This window comes from Paenibacillus sp. FSL H7-0690 (genome assembly GCF_037980415.1).
Taxonomy (GTDB): Bacteria; Bacillota; Bacilli; order Paenibacillales; family Paenibacillaceae; genus Paenibacillus_AQ; species Paenibacillus_AQ odorifer.
In genome coordinates, this window is record NZ_CP150281.1 from 6,621,771 (window position 1) to 6,638,068 (window position 16,298).

Sequence of the window (16,298 nt, forward strand, 5' to 3'; positions counted from 1 at the left end):
TTTCATAGTCTGTTTTTAAGTTTAATAAGAGTTATCTGAAAAACTAATCAGAGTGTTGAGAGTAAAATTTGCTTGATGGGATATGGAGGCGTAAGAAATAATGAGGAACCATACAATGATGCAGTTTTTTGAATGGCATGTTGCTGCGGACGGGAAACACTGGGATCGCTTAAAAGAAACTGCACCCGCGCTAAAAGCCGTAGGCATTGATTCTGTTTGGGTACCTCCTGTGACAAAGGCCGTCTCCGCTGACGATACAGGCTATGGCGTGTATGATCTATACGATCTGGGCGAATATGACCAAAAAGGTACGGTACGCACCAAATATGGCACCAAACAAGCACTGATCAACGCAATTTCGGAATGTCAAAAGAATGGCATCGCCGTTTACGTTGATTTGGTGATGAATCATAAGGCTGGCGCGGATGAAAAGGAAGTATTCCAAGTCATCGAGGTCGACCCCAATGATCGGATGAAAGAAATTTCGAAACCTTTCGAGATTGAGGGCTGGACAAAATTCACCTTCCCTGGCCGCGGGAATGAACACTCTGCCTTTAAGTGGAATCACAATCATTTTAACGGCACTGACTTTGACGCCAAAGAAGAGCGAACCGGCGTATTCCGTATAGTAGGCGAGAATAAAGCGTGGAATCAGAATGTTGACGACGAGTTCGGAAACTATGATTATCTAATGTTCGCTAATATTGATTACAGCCATCCGGAAGTCAAAAAAGAAATGATCCAATGGGGAAAATGGCTGGTGGATACCCTCCACTGCAGCGGCTTCCGCTTGGACGCCATCAAACATATCAACCATGAGTTTGTTAAAGAATTCGCGGTAGAGATGTTTAATAAATGCGAGAAGGATTTCTATATCGTCGGTGAATTCTGGAATTCCGACTTAGAGTCCTGTCGACAATTTCTGAATACCGTCGATTATAAAATTGACCTCTTCGATGTATCCCTTCACTACAAGCTGCATTCAGCTTCTTTGGAGGGCAGAAACTATGATCTGACCAAAATTCTTGATGACACACTGGTGCAGACCCATCCCACCAATGCTGTAACCTTCGTTGACAATCATGATTCTCAGCCTCACGAAGCCCTGGAATCCTGGGTAGATGATTGGTTCAAGCAAAGTGCTTACGCGCTTATCCTGCTGCGACGGGATGGATATCCTGTGGTCTTTTACGGGGATTATTATGGGATCGAAGGACCAACACCTGTAGCAGGTAAAAAAGATGCGATTGACCCTCTGCTGTATACCCGCTATCACAAAGCTTATGGTGAACAGAAGGATTATTTCGATCATCCTAACACGATTGGCTGGACACGGCTCGGCGTGGAGGATATTGAAAACTCCGGTTGTGCGGTTGTGATCAGTAATGGTGAGAATGGCCAGAAGAGAATGTTCGTAGGAGAACATCGCGCCGGTGAAGCATGGGTGGATTTCACCCATAACCATAAAGCCACCATAACCATTGAAAAAGATGGTTGGGCGACCTTCCCGGTCAATGGCGGCAGCGTCTCCGTCTGGGCTTTGCCAGATGCAGAAGCTGACAAGAAGTAAACCTGATTAAAAAGGTGCCCAACGCCGTTTGGCGTTGGGCACCTTTTTTTAGTTATTCGTTTTATGCTCCGGATGGCGGGATACAAGCCTCACCAGATCCAGCGTTAAGACGGGTAATGTTAGGGACGCTGGATAAGCTAAGTAACGCGGCTCCCACTCTGGATTGAACTTTTCCTTGTAACGACGCAATCTGGCAAAACCGTAACCATGCCCATGCCCACCTCTATTAAACACTTGATGAGCCAGCTTCTCCTCCTTCAGAGCTCCGGGGTCCTGACCCCCACTGGATGATAGAGGAGTGTTGCCTAGATTAAATCGCCGATACCCCTTGGACTTCGCCCATTCCAGCATACAAACCAATAAATAATCTACCGTCCCGTTTGGCACATTCTTCCGCTGGCGCAACAAATCTACGGACAGGGTCAATCCTTGATCATACCCTGGGGCAATAGAAGCAAATGCCAGTATTGTACCTTTGGTGTTCCGCAGCACCACAATGGGAGCCCGTTGCAGATACTCGACCTTAAACCACCCTAACGAATAACCCTTTTCCGCTCGGCCATTCAACCACTCGTCCGAAATCGTTCGCAGATCTCTCAGCAAACTATCAGCATGCGGCGCTTCTGTAATTTCAACAATCATGCCTTCCCGTTCAAAACGATCGCTTACCCTTTGCAGATCACCATTCTTCAGATCACTGAGTGCAAAGTTATCAAGGCTTATCACTGCCTCTTCACCCAGCTTAAAAAAGCGATAGCCCTGCTCCTGATAGACCGATAAAAAAGCAGGTGAAGCTTGATAGAAAACTACAACCAGACCATACTGATCTGCAGCTTGTCTAAATTCACTGATGGCTTCACTTATTAAGCTGCTCTCTCCCAGCGGATCACCCAGCACAACGAGTTTATCCCTAACTCTGGCGAAAGCGAGCAGCACTTTATCGTTCTGAGCCCAGAAGAAGCCCTTATCACCCAAAAACAACGTATGAGTTAAGGTATTGCCTCGAACTCCATCTAGAAAATGTTTCAGCTTAGCTACATCCAAGGTCCCGAACAGCTCGTTCTCCTTATGATGGGGCCTGAGGTTTACCCACATTATGAGCAGTACCCAAGACAAGACCAATCCTCCCACTGCCGTAAATGCAACATGACTATATCGCTGCAACCATTCAGGCTGTACACCCGGAGGCAGATGCTTCAGAAATCCACGATGTACATAACAGCCCATCAGATAGTAGCTTAGTGCAATTACTGAAGTGAGGGCAAACCACCGGATCGCGCTCTGTCTGCTGATTGGCGCACTAATCCGATAAAACCGCGATCTGGATATCCAAAGAATAAGCGCTACTATAAGTAGCAAAAGCGCCTCTTCATAATCAAAACCCTTAGTGACTGCAAACAATGATCCAATAAACAGAAGTATGCTAGTCCATACATATGCACTATGGACCCGCAATGTAATGCCCCGCGACAATAAAATCAGCATAAAACCAATAAGGACAGACAGATGATGAGAAAGCTGCATTACGGGAAACGGCAATATTTCCTCCGTAATCTTCAACCTATACAGCAATCCGGGTACTGCTGCAGATAGTAAGAGAATAAGCCCGCTAGCTAGTACCAGCTTGCCAAGAGCCCACATCCCAAGATCGCTCAGAAAGGTATACTGACCCGGCCAGCCCCAGATCTTCTGCCATTTGTTAAGAGAGGGTTCGAACCCTGGAACTGAACGATCTTGATCCTTTTTTCCTTGCAGACCAATTTCCAGTGCAGCCAGCACCAATCCAATCAACCAAGGAATGACATAATAAAACAATCGAAAGATGACAAGCACCGCCATCGCCTTATCGGTCTGGTAGCCAAGCTGTGTCAGCCCGAGCAAGGCGATAAGGTCAAATGCACCGATACCGCCGGGTGCCATACTCAAGATTCCGGCAATAGCAGCAATCGTAAATATACCAAAGATAGCTATAAAATGGACCTCATCCAAGAGATGGCTGCTGATGGTCCAAAACGTCACGCCAGCAAAGCTCCATTCCAGAAAGGAAGCACCGACGGAGTTAACGACTGTAAGCCATGGTGTTCTGCCTTTTCCCCGGTTAATCCATTTCGCATAAAGCGATGAGCGCTGCACAAACACAAAAACCGGCAAATAAAGCGCCATACCCCATACTGCAAATACCAGCCAGCGATGTTCTTCCAGCAAAGCCGTTGCCGGAAGTAAACCAAAGATATTCGCCCATGAAAGTAGTGATAACCCGGTAATCATAAGCGGCGATAGAAATACAATGGCGGGTGTTAGTACGGAGGTCGGCACTCCGCTTTTTTTATACAGCAGCGTCCTTAAACCAACTCCAGCCAGACCTGCAAACCCAATCAAGTTATTAAATGTATTAGCAATCCATGCATACCGAAAGGTACTCCACAGCCCTACTTTTAAACGAAAATGGGCCCGAATCAAATAATCATAAGCACTCATCACAGCTACGGAAAGAAGTGCAAAACCAATCATTTGCAAAATAGCAGACGTAGGTACTCGCCTTAGTTCACGCATTATAAGTCCTAAATGAACCTGCTTCAGCTCATGTTGCCCCTCCCAGTATACGAACGCTATGATAGCCACTGGAAAAAGAGCTCTGACCGCCCGGATCCGATAGATAGATAAGATCAGTCTTACAATTTTGAATCTTTCTAATGTCTGTTGCTTTGAATGCATGAGCCCACCTGCCTTTACCGCTGACACACGTTGTGCTAGACAATTTTTACAACTAGTCCATTATAGCAATTCTTGGAATAGAAGACCCGTGATAATCAACACCTACTCTATTAGACTGCCAGCAAATCCCTAACCCCTGCAACAGTTAAAGATTTTTTGGGAAATGAGGATAAGCATAGTTAATATATTACGAAGCTGGACAGATCAATATGACGGAACTTTATTTTAGGGGTATCTTTCTAGTATTGGCCAACAATGTGATAAAAGAACATTTAAATTGTAGTCTAAACTTAAAAATACATAACAAAAAGGACATCCCTCACGGCAAAGGATGCCCTTTTTGTTATGTAACACGACTTAGTATGGTTTATACACGAATATCAAATCTGCCTTGGCTATTCGTTGTTGCGGTAGCGATTTCTTGCGGGCTTGCCGCAGCAAGCGCGTTGTTTGCAGGTTTGGCAGGTGCTTCTGCACTACTGCTTGCAGCGGAAGCACTGCTCTGCGACTTCTGGGAAATTTGTGCCTCGATTTGCTTGATCTGCTGCTCAATTTGTTTCGTTTTCGTTTCTTTGGTCATCGCGTCATCCGAGCTGGCATCAATCTTGTCCAATTCGGCTTCCAGCTTCGCTTTTTGTTTCTCGAGCGCGCTGGTATCTGTAGTACTAGACGTCGAGGTAGTATACGATGTAGAACCTGAGACTGCGGATATACTCATAATCATCCCTCCCTTCCTTACCTCCAATATAATCCTTTTGCAGATAAGGAACGTTAAAACCCGCTGAAAGTTTGCTGAAAGTATTGCTCTCTTTCAAGGTTATAAGGATAACCTGTCAATAATTGGAATTCCACCGTTTGACCAACAGAAGATAAGACAGAATAGAGAGAACACCCGTACAGGCAATCACAATCGCCATTGGAAGGGCTGAATCTACGCCTCCAAGACCCACAAGCGGTGCTACACAGCTACCAAGCAGCAACGGGATCAGCCCTATCAAAGCCGAAGCGCTGCCTGCGGCTTCTCCTTGGTCCTGCATTGCAAGTGAGAAGCTGGTTGCGCCGACAATCCCCACACTGGAGACAACAGCGAACAGACAGATTAGAATAGGGATCAGCCCTCCCCCTATCAGGATCGTAAGCAGCAGCAAGACGCCCCCCATTGTACAGAGCAGCAACCCGCTAAGCAGTAGCTTCGTCTCACTCACCTTACCAGCAAGTCTGCCGGCAATTTGACCTGTAATAATAATCCCAATCCCGTTCACAGCAAAGATCAAGCTATATACCTGCGGAGTAACCGCAAAAATATTTTGCAAAACAAAAGATGACCCAGAGATATAAGCGAACATAGACGCTGTAACAAAACCTTGGGACAAGGCATAACCCATAAACTTGCGGTTGCCAAGTAACACCTTAAAGGTAAGCAAAGTACCCTTCAACCCACTCTTGGAGCGCCGCTCCTTCGGCAATGTCTCAGGCAAGCGCAGGAGAATCGTCAAGCAAAAAATAATTCCGGCAGCAAATAATACGAGGAATATCCCCTGCCATGTAGTCACTCTTAAGAGCTGGCCTCCAATGACTGGAGCCAAAATCGGACCCAGACCATTAACAATCATCAATAAAGAGAAAAATTTCGTTAGTTCAGAGCCACTGTACAGATCACGCACAGCCGCCCTAGAGACAACTACACCCACTGAACCAGCAAGACCTTGAATAAACCGCAAAACAATTAAAAGTCCAATCGAAGGACTAAAAGCACATAGCACTGAGGAAACGGCATAGATGAACATCCCTATAAGCAGTGGACGGCGACGTCCATATACATCACTCAGTGGTCCAGCTACTAACTGACCCGAGGCCAGTCCCAATAAAAAGAAGGTGAGACTTAGCTGCACCAAAGCAGCTGTCGTACCGAAATCGTCGACAAGTGTAGGCAGTGCTGGCAAATACATGTCAATCGACAACGGCCCAATGGTTGTAATGGAGCCCAGAATAACAGCAAGTTGCAATCTCTGCTTCCTTGAGGGTCCATCTACAGCAAGTTTATTAGCATTTTGCATTCCAATCATGATCCTTACGTCAACCTTTCTAAAGCAACCCGGGGGCCTTTTTTGTATTCTTCATACTAACGTAAAGGAACTCAAATGATCAATCCTTTTATAAGGCCTCATTCGGGGCTAATAACTTAAAAATAACCGCCAAAAGGCGGTTATCCTAATTGTTTTATGCATTTTGAGATGTGCTAAACCCCTGTAGCCAATCTTTGGCGGCTTCGGCTTCCGCCATACTCAAGCGGTGACCTTGATTGCCCCAATGGGTTGTAACCTCAGCGCCTGCTTTCTGCAGAATCCCCTCTAGCTCCTGAGTTTCCGTAGATGTTATTAGCGGATCATTCGTACCTGCCCCAATAAAGATAGACACCCCTTCTAGAGAAGGAAGCTCCACATTGCGTAATGGCACCATCGGATGCAACAGCACTGCCGCGCGGAAAATGTCCTTATAATGAAACAGAAGGCTACCAGCAATGTTTGCACCGTTAGAGTAACCAACCGCTACCAGATTATTGGCATCAAACCCGTATTTCTCTGCCGCCTCATCCAGAAACTGCTTAATCTCATGGGTACGGAAAACTAAGTCCGCTTCATCGAACACTCCTTCTGCCAGCCGACGGAAGAATCGTGGCATGCCATTCTCCAGCACATTACCCCGTATACCTAGCACCGATGAATCTGGGGATAACATCTCAGCCAGCGGCAGCAAATCCTGCTCATTACCACCTGTGCCATGAAACAACACTAATGTAGGTTTAGTTATATCTTTACCTTTACGGAATACATGAATCATCCCTGCTTCACCTCAATTTCTCTTACTTGAATAGGCGTTAAGTTTTCTTCGATGGCCGCGCGATGCGGCTCAAACCAGGACGGCAGCATCAACTTTTCACCCAACGCATCTGGGGCTTCATCACGGGCAAAACCTGGAGGATCTGTAGCGATTTCGAACAGGATTCCTCCTCTTTCACGGAAATAGATCGCATTAAAATACTGACGGTCTTGAACGGGTGTAGGTCTATGCCCATGACTCTGTACATGGCGCGACCATTCCAGTTGCTCTGCATCATCCTTTGCCCGCCACGCGATGTGATGAACTGTCCCTGCACCTCCCGCTCCGAGCGGAACGGGTGATGTCTTCAAATCAATAATATTACCTAGCTCCCCATTGGTTCTATAGCGAGTATATCCATCTCCGTCAGCAATATGTTCCATACCCAGCGTATGAACAAGTGTCTCGGCTGTTTGCAACGGATTGCTGCTATACAGCACAGCCCCGCCAAAACCTTTGATCGCGTATTTAGTAGGAATCCCACCAAAGGACCACTTACTGAGCGGGCCTTCCTCACGTTCCACCAGTTCAATCCGCAGACCGTCGTAATCGGCAAAAGATAAATAGGGTTCCGAGATCCGACTTCCTTTTGTAACCGAAATTCCGTATTCAGCAAGGCGTTGTTCCCAGAATTGCAGAGCACCGACCGGCACTGCGTAGATCGTTACGCCAACTTGACCACTGCCTATTCTGCCTCTACGCCCTACAGGCGAAGGGAAAAATGTAATAATCGTTCCCGGCGAACCCTGCTCATTCCCAAAGTATAAATGATAGACCTCTGGAGCATCATAATTAATCGTTTTTTTCACGAGCCGTAGGCCCAGAATCCCGGCGTAGAAATCAACATTGCGCTGAGCGTCTCCGACAAAAGCTGTAATATGATGTATTCCTGCAGTTTGAAGTGTCATTATTATAAACTCCCTTCTTAGTTAAAAAACAATGCATCTAGAGAAATCGAACCTGGTCCCGTAAGCGCCACACCTACCGCAAATACCAAAACCGTGAGTGGAAACTCAATTCCGTTCGAAGTGGACCAGAAACCATTTGGAGCATGAACCTTAACGATTGCCCCCAGCATCGTGGCAGCGATTAGCACCGCTGCAACAGGCGTTAACAGTCCTGCCGCGAACATAAATCCGCCCACCAGTTCCATAATCCCTGCTAAAATCGCCATAGTCACACCCGGTTTGATTCCGATGGACTCCATCCAGCCTCCCGTACCCTTCGGACCGTATCCTCCGAACCATCCAAATAGCTTTTGTGCGCCATGTCCTATAAAAGCAAGCCCAATCACCAATCTCATTAATAACAGTCCTACACTTATCATTTTACCTTCCCCTATTCCTTTGATTTAATTATCTTAATGTTAAGATATTGGGTAAAAAAGAGCGCCCGGCGAACCGGAATAACCTATGGGCTGCTCTCCTCTTCCCTCTTCTATCTACAACTCGGAGGCGTTAAACGTATCGCCGCCCTTAATCGTACCCGAGTTAAAACCTTTGTAGAACCAGCGCTTTCTCTGCTCTGAGGTACCGTGAGTGAAACTATCCGGCACTGCATAGCCCTGAGCTTGCTTCTGAATCGTATCATCGCCGACGGCGCTTGCAGCTGCCAGAGCTTCCTCTAAGTCGCCTTCCTCCAGCAGATTCATACCCTTAGCATGATTGGCCCAGACACCGGCGAAATAATCAGCCTGCAGCTCAAAACGAACCTGATATCTGTTGTACTCCTTCTCACTCAACGTCTGACGAAGGGAATCGAGCTGTTTCGAGGTGCCTAGTAATGTCTGTACATGATGTCCAACCTCATGGGCAATGACATAAGCCATGGCGAAGTCGCCCGGCGCGTGGAAGCGTTGCTGCAACTCATCATAAAAGCTCAGATCAATATACAGTTTGGCGTCACCCGGACAGTAGAAGGGACCAACTGCCGAGGTGGCTGTTCCGCAAGCAGAGTCTACACTCCCACTGTATAGCACTAAGGTGGGGTCCGTATAGGTCATTCCCTGCTGCTGAAAAATCTCACCCCAAACCTCCTCTGTGTCGGCAAGAACTACCGATACAAACTCCGCAAGCTCTTGCTCCTCTGCGGTCTGTTCATAAGGGGCCGTTGAACTGGAGCCTGTGGAAGTCAAACTTCCCAGGATATCCCCGGCATTGCCTCCACTGAGTAACGTGATGACCAGGACAAGGATAATTCCTCCGATCCCGCCACCAATCATCTTGCCGCCGCCGCTCATGCCTCTGCGGTCCTCCACGTTCGAACTCCCTCTTCTTCCCTGCCATTTCATGGCCAAGCCCCCAGTCGAAATATCAGGTAATCTTAAGTAAATGGCTACCTGGCTTCGTTAAGTTAAATATCTTATTAGTGATATACCCAAAAAAGCAGGGTTTCACTTATACTTACTGGAGTTGGGAGAATGAGGATGGAGCCGAACTACTTCCAACCTTATAGAAGCGCCTAGTTATTCGTCATGTTCGCAGCGCCTATACACCTTTGCCAAGCTTTTTCATTAATTCGATAGCCTGGACTTTCTCTTCCTTATCTAATCCACCCATCAAATCATGAATTGAGGCTACATGACGAGGGAAAATCTCATCAAACAGTTCACGGCCTGCATCCGTAATCTCCGCATAAGTAACGCGGCGATCCTCGCTACAGGGTACACGTTTCAGCAGTCCCTTTTTCTCCAACTTGTCGATATTATAGGTAATGCTTCCGCTCGTAACGAGAATTTTCTCCCCAATCTGTTGCAGCGGAATCCGCGTTCTATGGTAAAGTACCTCAAGCACCATGAATTCAGCCGAAGCCAAGCCATAACTCTTCATATCCTTCACCGCATGATCCATTAGGCTTTTATAAGCCTTAGATAAGACTACGAACAATTTCAGTGAGGCGGCTTGTTCTTCGTCAGGTGCACTCTCTGTATTACGCAGATTTATTTGTTTATCACTCATCAATTCCACCTCCACTTCAATCAAACTTGTATTCAATCCATTTATTTGTCTTTACGTTAAGTATCTTTAATTTAAGATAACTATACGACTTCCCATCCTCCTTGTCAACCTCATCGCTAAAAAAGTCACTTCCGTCTAGAGACCGGTAAGTTTTCCTTTGACACTTTACAGGGAGTGATAAAAATCACCCCAAGTTTGACCTGACCTATAAAAGGGCGTATTCTTGTCTTTACGAATGACTCTTTAGTAAGCGATTTCAATACCCTAAAGGAGGCGACCTGATGAGTTCGTTCAATCCAACCCCTACCGAAGAAGCTATGGAGGGGCAGGCTGGAGCACGACGCGTGCTGATCGTGACAGCCGTAGACGCGGAGCGTGACGCGGTCCTGCGCGGCCTGCAAGGCAGCGACAGGTTCCATGTTATCGCTGCCGGCGCAGGGCCGGCAGCGGCGGCGGCGGGAACCGCCGCGGCACTCGCAGCCGGTTCTTACGGCTGCGTATTGAGCGTCGGGATCGGCGGCGGATTCCCGGGGCTGGCGCCTTTAGGCTCGCTGGTTGTAGCCAGCGAGATGATTGCCGCCGACCTCGGGGCCGAGACGCCGGAGGGCTTCCGCAGCGCTGCCGAGCTCGGCTTCGGCAGCGTGTCCGTGCCGGCTGACCGCGGCACGGTGCAAGCGGTTTCGGCCGCGCTGGCTGCGGCCGGGTTACCCGTAAGCACGGGCACCGTGCTTACGGTCTCGACGGCGACCGGCACCGCGGAGACGGCCGCCGCCCATCTCGCGCGGCATCCCCATGCCGTCGCGGAAGCGATGGAAGGCCACGGAGTTGCCGTGGCCGCTCAGGCGCTGGGGCTCCCGGTACTGGAGCTCCGCGCCATCTCGAACCCGGTCGGTCCCCGCGACCGGGCCGCTTGGAAGATCGGTGATGCAATGGAAGCATTAACGGCGGCAGCCGCTATATTACTGGAGGTGCTGTAATGACAACTGAGCTTAATATCGCTTTTTCCCCTTGCCCTAACGATACCTTTGTATTTCATGCCTGGGCGCACGGGCTTGTCCCGAATGCACCTAAGCTAAATGTAACCTATGCCGACATTGATATTACCAATACGCTGGCTGCTGACGGAGAAGGACCAGAAGTCCTCAAAATCTCCTACGCTGCTCTGCCTTGGGTTCTAGAGCGGTACAAACTGCTGCCATGCGGCGGCGCTTTAGGACGCGGCTGCGGCCCGCTGCTGCTTACAGCAAGTGGACCCCATGCGGTCAAACGCCCAGAAAAGCTGGCCGGACGCCGGATTGCTGTACCTAGCGAACGCTCTACGGCTTATTTGCTTTTCCGATTATGGGCAGCACAAAATGTAACTGGAGGCATCGGCGAAATAGTCGTAATGCCTTTCGATGAGATTATGCCTGCCGTACGGGATGGCCATATCGATGCAGGGCTGGTAATTCACGAAGCCCGCTTCACTTACGCCTCTTATGGTCTTAATATGCTGACTGATCTAGGCAGCTGGTGGGAAAGCGATACCGGACTGCCCATTCCTCTCGGTGCTATCATTGCCCGCCGTGATTTAGATGCCGATGCTATCACCAGCTGGATTCGCAGCTCTCTTCAGTATGCGTGGGATCATCCAACGGATTCCAGAGACTATGTGCTTAGCCATGCTCAAGAGTTGGCTCCTGAAGTGGCTAAATCCCACATCGATCTCTACGTGAATGACTTCTCGATGAATCTGGGTGAGGACGGCTATGCCGCAATCTCTGCCCTGCTTAATCGTGCTGCGGCAGAAGGACTTGTGCCTGCAATCGATCCAGCACTGCTTCGTTAGCATTTACCAGATAGTTTAACAATCCCCGGCCACACCTATAAGGTGTTCTCCGGGGATTTTATTTATTCTACGTAGCCTTCCAGCCAGACATTATTTGGCTTATCGAATCAGTGATTATACAATAGACCTATAAACATGATCTATGAGGGAGGATCACATGATACCTGAAAAAAACAGCAAACAAAACATCGACCGCTTTTTGGGGTTTCAAAATGAATATGACCGCTACCGTCCCGAAGCCCCTGAGATGATTATCAAATTGCTAACAGATTACCTAGGTACCACCCCTTCACTCGTCGCAGATATAGGCTGCGGTACGGGTTTGTCTACTTTTCTCTGGAACGATGTCGCAGAACGCGTAATCGGTATCGAACCCAATCCAGATATGTTGGGAAAAGCAATCGATAAACTTAGCAGATTAGAAGCACCCCAATCAATTACTTTTGTGCAAGGCTACTCTAACCAGCTTCCGCTTGCATCAGATAGTGTAGACATAGTTACCTGCTCGCAATCATTCCACTGGATGGATCCTGAAAGTACACTGCAAGAAATCTCCCGGGTCTTAAAAAAAGGCGGAGTCTTTGCCGCCTACGATTGCGATTGGCCTTTATCTCTTCAGCAAAATGTAGAAGAACGATACAACCAGCTGATCTCCAAAACAGAAGAATTGCTGGCTTCGCTTTTACCTAATGAGGAGAGAGCACATAAATGGGACAAAGAAGGTCATTTGTCACGGATCAAAGCTAGTGGAGCCTTCTCTTTTGCCAGAGAAATCGTATTCCACAACCTAGAGTCCTGCGATGCCCAGCGATATATTGGTTTAACCCTAAGTCAAGGGGGAGTGCAAACCGTAATGAAACTAGACGCTACCTTGCTTGAGCAAGACATCGCCGATTACACCGCCGCAGTTGAACAGCATTTTAAAGGCAGAACATTAGAGGTTCTGATCAGCTACCGAATGAGAATCGGCATCAAATAATCTTCGATCACAACCAAAAAAACGCCCCGCCCCCTCATATGAGGAGTTCGGAGCGTTTTCTTCTTTTTATTTAACTTCTTCCATGAATACCCTTAGGTTCTCTACGATTTCTTTGGATTTTGAATGATGTAAGTAATGTCCGCCTTCAAATGTCATTACTTTTCCATGCACAGAATCCTTGACTTGCCCTTCATGTAGAGGAATCCAGTCTTTCACGGTAGTATTATTCGCTTGTATAAAGAAGATAATGGGAAGATTCTTGTCAAATGTTAAGCCTCTGGAGGCAACAAAGTTAGGATAAATATGTTCCATTTCATTTAAGGTAGTGGAATTGTTCATATTTTTAAGCGAAATCAATTTCATTTGTTTTTTGGTTTCATCATCAAATGGCAGTCCATCATAAGGGTCACCGCTTAATTGCAAGCCCAATCTTATAATCCCTGAATCTTTAAGCAGCTTTAATTTTTTAATTGGAAATTTAACATCCATACCGCCTTGTTCCGGAACACTACTATCAATACCCACAAAAGCACTCACTTCGTTTGGATATTTCTTCGCATATTCCAATCCGTAAATACCTCCAATCGAGTGGCCCATTAGAATGTATTGGTCAATGTTAAGATTCTGAACGGCTTCATGAATTTCACTAACGATATTCTCTGTAGTTCGTTCTTTTTTCGTTTCATCACTGAGTCCATACCCAAACGGTTCAACCGCCACCACTTTGTAGAATGGTGATAACTCATCAATCAACGGCTTGAAATCAAGCGCTGGCGCTCCTGTTCCAAAGCCTGGTATGAGCACGATCGTCTGTTTACCTTCTCCTTGAATCAAAACATTCATATTTTTCCCGTCAACAGGGACTAACTGACCATAGTGCTGTATTTTTTTCTGATCTGTTTTGTTGCTGATCACATTAACTGTATAGACAACGGCTAGAAAAAGTACGACCACGATCACTATTGCTCCTAATATTTTGAGCAACAGGTTACGCAGTTTATGTTTTTTCTGTCCATTCCCCGTTTTTTTGTCCTCTTGTTGTGTCACCCTCATCTTCTCCTGTCTTTAATCTGTTTATTAAGTTCCCTTAACGTTTCGCTAATGAGATCATAACTAACAAAGATGTACCCCTCATGACGACAATATGAACTGAAAATGAACAGGTAAAAAAAATGCTACGGCAGCACAAGACAAGAAAACTTGCCTGTACTGCTGTAGCATGAAAAATTCGGGATGCATTCAAGCCCTCGCAAGGCACCGCCTGGAAGCTAATTACTCTGTCGGCGCTATAATTGGGAGGGTGACAACGATGGTCGTTCCTTGGCCAGGTTCGCTTTCCACGCGGATATCCCCTTTATGAAGCGTTACGATCTGTTTAACAATGGCAAGTCCCATCCCGCTGCCACCATATTTACGGCTGTGGGATCGATCAGCCTTAAAGAACCGTTCAAATATACGTTGCTGATCCTCAAGTGAAATCCCGATGCCAGTGTCTGTTACCCGAACGGTCACGTTGTTGATATCTTGTTTGAGGCTGACGTTAATTACACTGTTATCCTTAGAAAACTTGATGCTGTTGCCAAGGAGATTGGTCCATACCTGACTTAACAGGTCATAATCAGCCAGTAGGATAATAGGCTTTAGATCAAGGTCGAAGCTGATGTTACGAGCTGACCATTGCGGCTGAATCGCTACGATTACTCTTCTTATCTGTTCGTCCAGATTGAATGTAGTTAGCCGTAGCTGTTGGGACTGCGATTCTAATAAACTCAGCTTCAGCAGGCTGTCACTCATTTTAGACATCCGTTCTGCTTCAGCGATAATAATATCCAGATAACGATTTCGCTCTTGTTCTGCAAGATCTACTCGCTTGAGCGCAATCGCATACCCAGATATTGAGGTGAGCGGAGACTGGACCTCATGCGACACATTGGATACAAACTCCTTACGCATCTGCTCAAGCTGCTGCAGATCGTGCATCATTTCTTCAAAGCTGCGAGCCAAGGTACCTAGCTCACCGGTTTGCTTAATATTCAGCTCGACGTTAAAATCACCAGCTGCTATTCTTCTGGTCGCTTTGGTTAGCTTCTTGATCGGTCTGACTAAGAACATTGCAGCTACCAGAATCAAGAGGCTTCCAGCTATCAATGAATAGAGCAAGAAATTTAATACCAAGTTCCTTCTGGCAGTGACGGAAGGGGGATTAAGCGTCTCCACAAACATCGCTTTGGTGCCGTCTTCCGTTCTCAGTTGTAAGCCTAGGAGAAGCGCAGAAATATTCCTGTTATGAGGTTGATATACTTCTCCTGCGAGAACTTTTTTTATTTCTTCCATAGTTACAGGGACCGGCTTGTGCCCATTAAGCGTTCCGTAAGATTGGAATTTACCCGCTTCGTCGAAAATTCGGATGTGGTAGGAATCAAGCTGCTTCATTCCACTTACGAAAGAGTTGGCTTCACGAAATGGGAAGGTCTCGTAAACCCTGACAATATCCTGCCCAAAATGCAATAAGGGAATTCGCGAGTTCTCGTTCAGTTTATCTTCGAATACCCAAGTTGCCACAAACAAAGCAATGATTGTGCCCCCGATTACGGAGGCTAAGAAGGTCAGTACAACGCGTGTATATATGGATCTAATCATTCGTACACCTCAAGCCTGTAGCCAAGTCCACGCACCGTCTCAATACGAAAATCAGGGGTAGTCGCAAACCGTTCACGCAGGCGTTTAATATGCACGTCAATCGTCCGATCATCTCCAGTATAATCAATTCCCCAAATTTGATCGATCAACTGCTCGCGCGTATAGACTTGTCCAGGGGTTCCAGCAAGCTTGTACAGCAACTCGAACTCCTTAAGGGGTAAGGCAAATGACTCCGTGCCTTTCATCACCTTATAGGTCTGTCGATCAAGGATGACATTGCCAATTTGGATCATCTGCGTGGAGCCAATCCGATATCGTTTCAGCAATGACCTAACACGAACCGTCAGCTCTAACGGATCGAAAGGTTTAGTTAAATAATCGTCCGTGCCTAATTCGAAGCCCTTCACTTTCTCCCAGGTTTCGCCTCTGGCAGTCACTATAAGTAATGGAAGATCAGGATTAGCTCTGCGGAGCTCCTTACAAAGCATCCAACCATCCATATTTGGCATCATAATATCCAGCACGACAAGATCGACATGTGTTCCAGCATATACGGCGAGCGCTTCCTTGCCATCCACAGCTTCAACTGTTTCGAATCCGTCGTTGCGGAGAAATAAACAGACAAGTTCGCGAATGTTCGCATCGTCGTCAGCAACCAGTATAGTAGGCATTCGTTTCCTCTTTTCCTGTTGTCCATTCTTACTATTATACTATATTATACTTTCGGCT

15 protein-coding genes are annotated in these 16,298 nt (G+C 47.0%); 4 read left to right on the forward strand and 11 right to left on the reverse strand.

The window, feature by feature from the left end; genetic code table 11:
* Nucleotides 1–97 precede the first annotated feature (97 nt).
* Nucleotides 98–1,570 (forward strand): alpha-amylase, encoded by a 1,473-nt coding sequence (locus tag MHI32_RS29140; protein WP_076282153.1) that lies wholly within the window; start codon nucleotides 98–100, stop codon nucleotides 1,568–1,570.
* A gap of 48 nt (nucleotides 1,571–1,618) precedes the next feature.
* Here the strand turns inward: MHI32_RS29140 and mprF are convergent, their stop codons facing one another.
* The 8 genes from mprF to MHI32_RS29180 form a co-directional block, all read right to left on the reverse strand.
* On the reverse strand, nucleotides 1,619–4,285 hold the full coding sequence (gene mprF, locus MHI32_RS29145) for a bifunctional lysylphosphatidylglycerol flippase/synthetase MprF (RefSeq protein ID WP_339188851.1): 2,667 nt from the start codon (nucleotides 4,283–4,285) through the stop codon (nucleotides 1,619–1,621).
* Nucleotides 4,286–4,652: 367 nt separating this feature from the next.
* Nucleotides 4,653–5,003, reverse strand: coding sequence for a FlxA-like family protein (locus MHI32_RS29150; RefSeq protein WP_340011560.1), 351 nt, complete (start codon nucleotides 5,001–5,003; stop codon nucleotides 4,653–4,655).
* Nucleotides 5,004–5,118: 115 nt separating this feature from the next.
* A complete protein-coding gene (locus tag MHI32_RS29155; protein ID WP_076124357.1) occupies nucleotides 5,119–6,342 on the reverse strand; it encodes a multidrug effflux MFS transporter in 1,224 nt (407 codons plus the stop codon).
* 163 nt (nucleotides 6,343–6,505) lie between these two features.
* Nucleotides 6,506–7,126 carry an alpha/beta hydrolase gene (locus tag MHI32_RS29160; RefSeq protein ID WP_076124044.1) on the reverse strand — a complete coding sequence of 207 codons (621 nt, stop codon included), beginning with the start codon at nucleotides 7,124–7,126 and terminating at the stop codon, nucleotides 6,506–6,508.
* A complete protein-coding gene (locus MHI32_RS29165; protein WP_340011562.1) occupies nucleotides 7,123–8,073 on the reverse strand; it encodes a ring-cleaving dioxygenase in 951 nt (316 codons plus the stop codon). Before MHI32_RS29165 ends, MHI32_RS29160 begins: the two co-directional genes overlap by 4 nt.
* 17 nt (nucleotides 8,074–8,090) lie before the next feature.
* Nucleotides 8,091–8,492 (reverse strand): DoxX family protein, encoded by a 402-nt coding sequence (locus tag MHI32_RS29170; RefSeq protein ID WP_036682076.1) that lies wholly within the window; start codon nucleotides 8,490–8,492, stop codon nucleotides 8,091–8,093.
* Between the two features lie 114 nt (nucleotides 8,493–8,606).
* Nucleotides 8,607–9,455 (reverse strand): neutral zinc metallopeptidase, encoded by an 849-nt coding sequence (locus tag MHI32_RS29175; protein ID WP_340011564.1) that lies wholly within the window; start codon nucleotides 9,453–9,455, stop codon nucleotides 8,607–8,609.
* A gap of 196 nt (nucleotides 9,456–9,651) precedes the next feature.
* Entirely contained in the window at nucleotides 9,652–10,122 is a 471-nt protein-coding gene (locus tag MHI32_RS29180) for a MarR family transcriptional regulator (RefSeq protein ID WP_076124049.1), read from the reverse strand.
* Between the two features lie 281 nt (nucleotides 10,123–10,403).
* On the opposite strand from MHI32_RS29180, the gene MHI32_RS29185 reads away from it, so the two are divergent.
* From MHI32_RS29185 to MHI32_RS29195, 3 genes are all read left to right on the forward strand, one after another.
* Nucleotides 10,404–11,099 (forward strand): futalosine hydrolase, encoded by a 696-nt coding sequence (locus MHI32_RS29185; protein WP_081383981.1) that lies wholly within the window; start codon nucleotides 10,404–10,406, stop codon nucleotides 11,097–11,099.
* Nucleotides 11,099–11,950 carry a 1,4-dihydroxy-6-naphthoate synthase gene (locus MHI32_RS29190; RefSeq protein ID WP_340011566.1) on the forward strand — a complete coding sequence of 284 codons (852 nt, stop codon included), beginning with the start codon at nucleotides 11,099–11,101 and terminating at the stop codon, nucleotides 11,948–11,950. Before MHI32_RS29185 ends, MHI32_RS29190 begins: the two co-directional genes overlap by 1 nt.
* A 157-nt stretch (nucleotides 11,951–12,107) precedes the next feature.
* Entirely contained in the window at nucleotides 12,108–12,929 is an 822-nt protein-coding gene (locus MHI32_RS29195; RefSeq protein WP_076124053.1) for a class I SAM-dependent methyltransferase, read from the forward strand.
* Nucleotides 12,930–12,995: 66 nt separating this feature from the next.
* Here the strand turns inward: MHI32_RS29195 and MHI32_RS29200 are convergent, their stop codons facing one another.
* The 3 genes from MHI32_RS29200 to MHI32_RS29210 form a co-directional block, all read right to left on the reverse strand.
* Complete coding sequence (locus tag MHI32_RS29200) at nucleotides 12,996–13,976, reverse strand: alpha/beta hydrolase (RefSeq protein WP_076191702.1); 981 nt, start codon at nucleotides 13,974–13,976, stop codon at nucleotides 12,996–12,998.
* A 225-nt stretch (nucleotides 13,977–14,201) separates the two neighbouring features.
* Nucleotides 14,202–15,569: a HAMP domain-containing sensor histidine kinase gene (locus tag MHI32_RS29205; RefSeq protein ID WP_076278281.1), complete on the reverse strand. Its 1,368-nt coding sequence runs from the start codon at nucleotides 15,567–15,569 to the stop codon at nucleotides 14,202–14,204.
* Entirely contained in the window at nucleotides 15,566–16,240 is a 675-nt protein-coding gene (locus MHI32_RS29210) for a response regulator transcription factor (RefSeq protein WP_076191697.1), read from the reverse strand. The genes MHI32_RS29205 and MHI32_RS29210 overlap by 4 nt, the downstream gene beginning before the upstream one ends.
* Nucleotides 16,241–16,298: the final 58 nt, after the last annotated feature.

Excerpts from the sequence above, each read along its gene's own strand:
- mprF (WP_339188851.1), bottom strand. The coding sequence starts at position 4,285 with ATGCATTCAAAGCAACAGACATTAGAAAGATTCAAAATTGTAAGACTG.
- MHI32_RS29150 (WP_340011560.1), bottom strand. The coding sequence starts at position 5,003 with ATGAGTATATCCGCAGTCTCAGGTTCTACATCGTATACTACCTCGACG.
- MHI32_RS29155 (WP_076124357.1), bottom strand. The coding sequence starts at position 6,342 with ATGCAAAATGCTAATAAACTTGCTGTAGATGGACCCTCAAGGAAGCAG.
- MHI32_RS29160 (WP_076124044.1), bottom strand. The coding sequence starts at position 7,126 with ATGATTCATGTATTCCGTAAAGGTAAAGATATAACTAAACCTACATTA.
- MHI32_RS29165 (WP_340011562.1), bottom strand. The coding sequence starts at position 8,073 with ATGACACTTCAAACTGCAGGAATACATCATATTACAGCTTTTGTCGGA.
- MHI32_RS29170 (WP_036682076.1), bottom strand. The coding sequence starts at position 8,492 with ATGATAAGTGTAGGACTGTTATTAATGAGATTGGTGATTGGGCTTGCT.
- MHI32_RS29175 (WP_340011564.1), bottom strand. The coding sequence starts at position 9,455 with ATGAAATGGCAGGGAAGAAGAGGGAGTTCGAACGTGGAGGACCGCAGA.
- MHI32_RS29180 (WP_076124049.1), bottom strand. The coding sequence starts at position 10,122 with ATGAGTGATAAACAAATAAATCTGCGTAATACAGAGAGTGCACCTGAC.
- MHI32_RS29185 (WP_081383981.1), top strand. The coding sequence starts at position 10,404 with ATGAGTTCGTTCAATCCAACCCCTACCGAAGAAGCTATGGAGGGGCAG.
- MHI32_RS29190 (WP_340011566.1), top strand. The coding sequence starts at position 11,099 with ATGACAACTGAGCTTAATATCGCTTTTTCCCCTTGCCCTAACGATACC.
- MHI32_RS29195 (WP_076124053.1), top strand. The coding sequence starts at position 12,108 with ATGATACCTGAAAAAAACAGCAAACAAAACATCGACCGCTTTTTGGGG.
- MHI32_RS29205 (WP_076278281.1), bottom strand. The coding sequence starts at position 15,569 with ATGATTAGATCCATATATACACGCGTTGTACTGACCTTCTTAGCCTCC.
- MHI32_RS29210 (WP_076191697.1), bottom strand. The coding sequence starts at position 16,240 with ATGCCTACTATACTGGTTGCTGACGACGATGCGAACATTCGCGAACTT.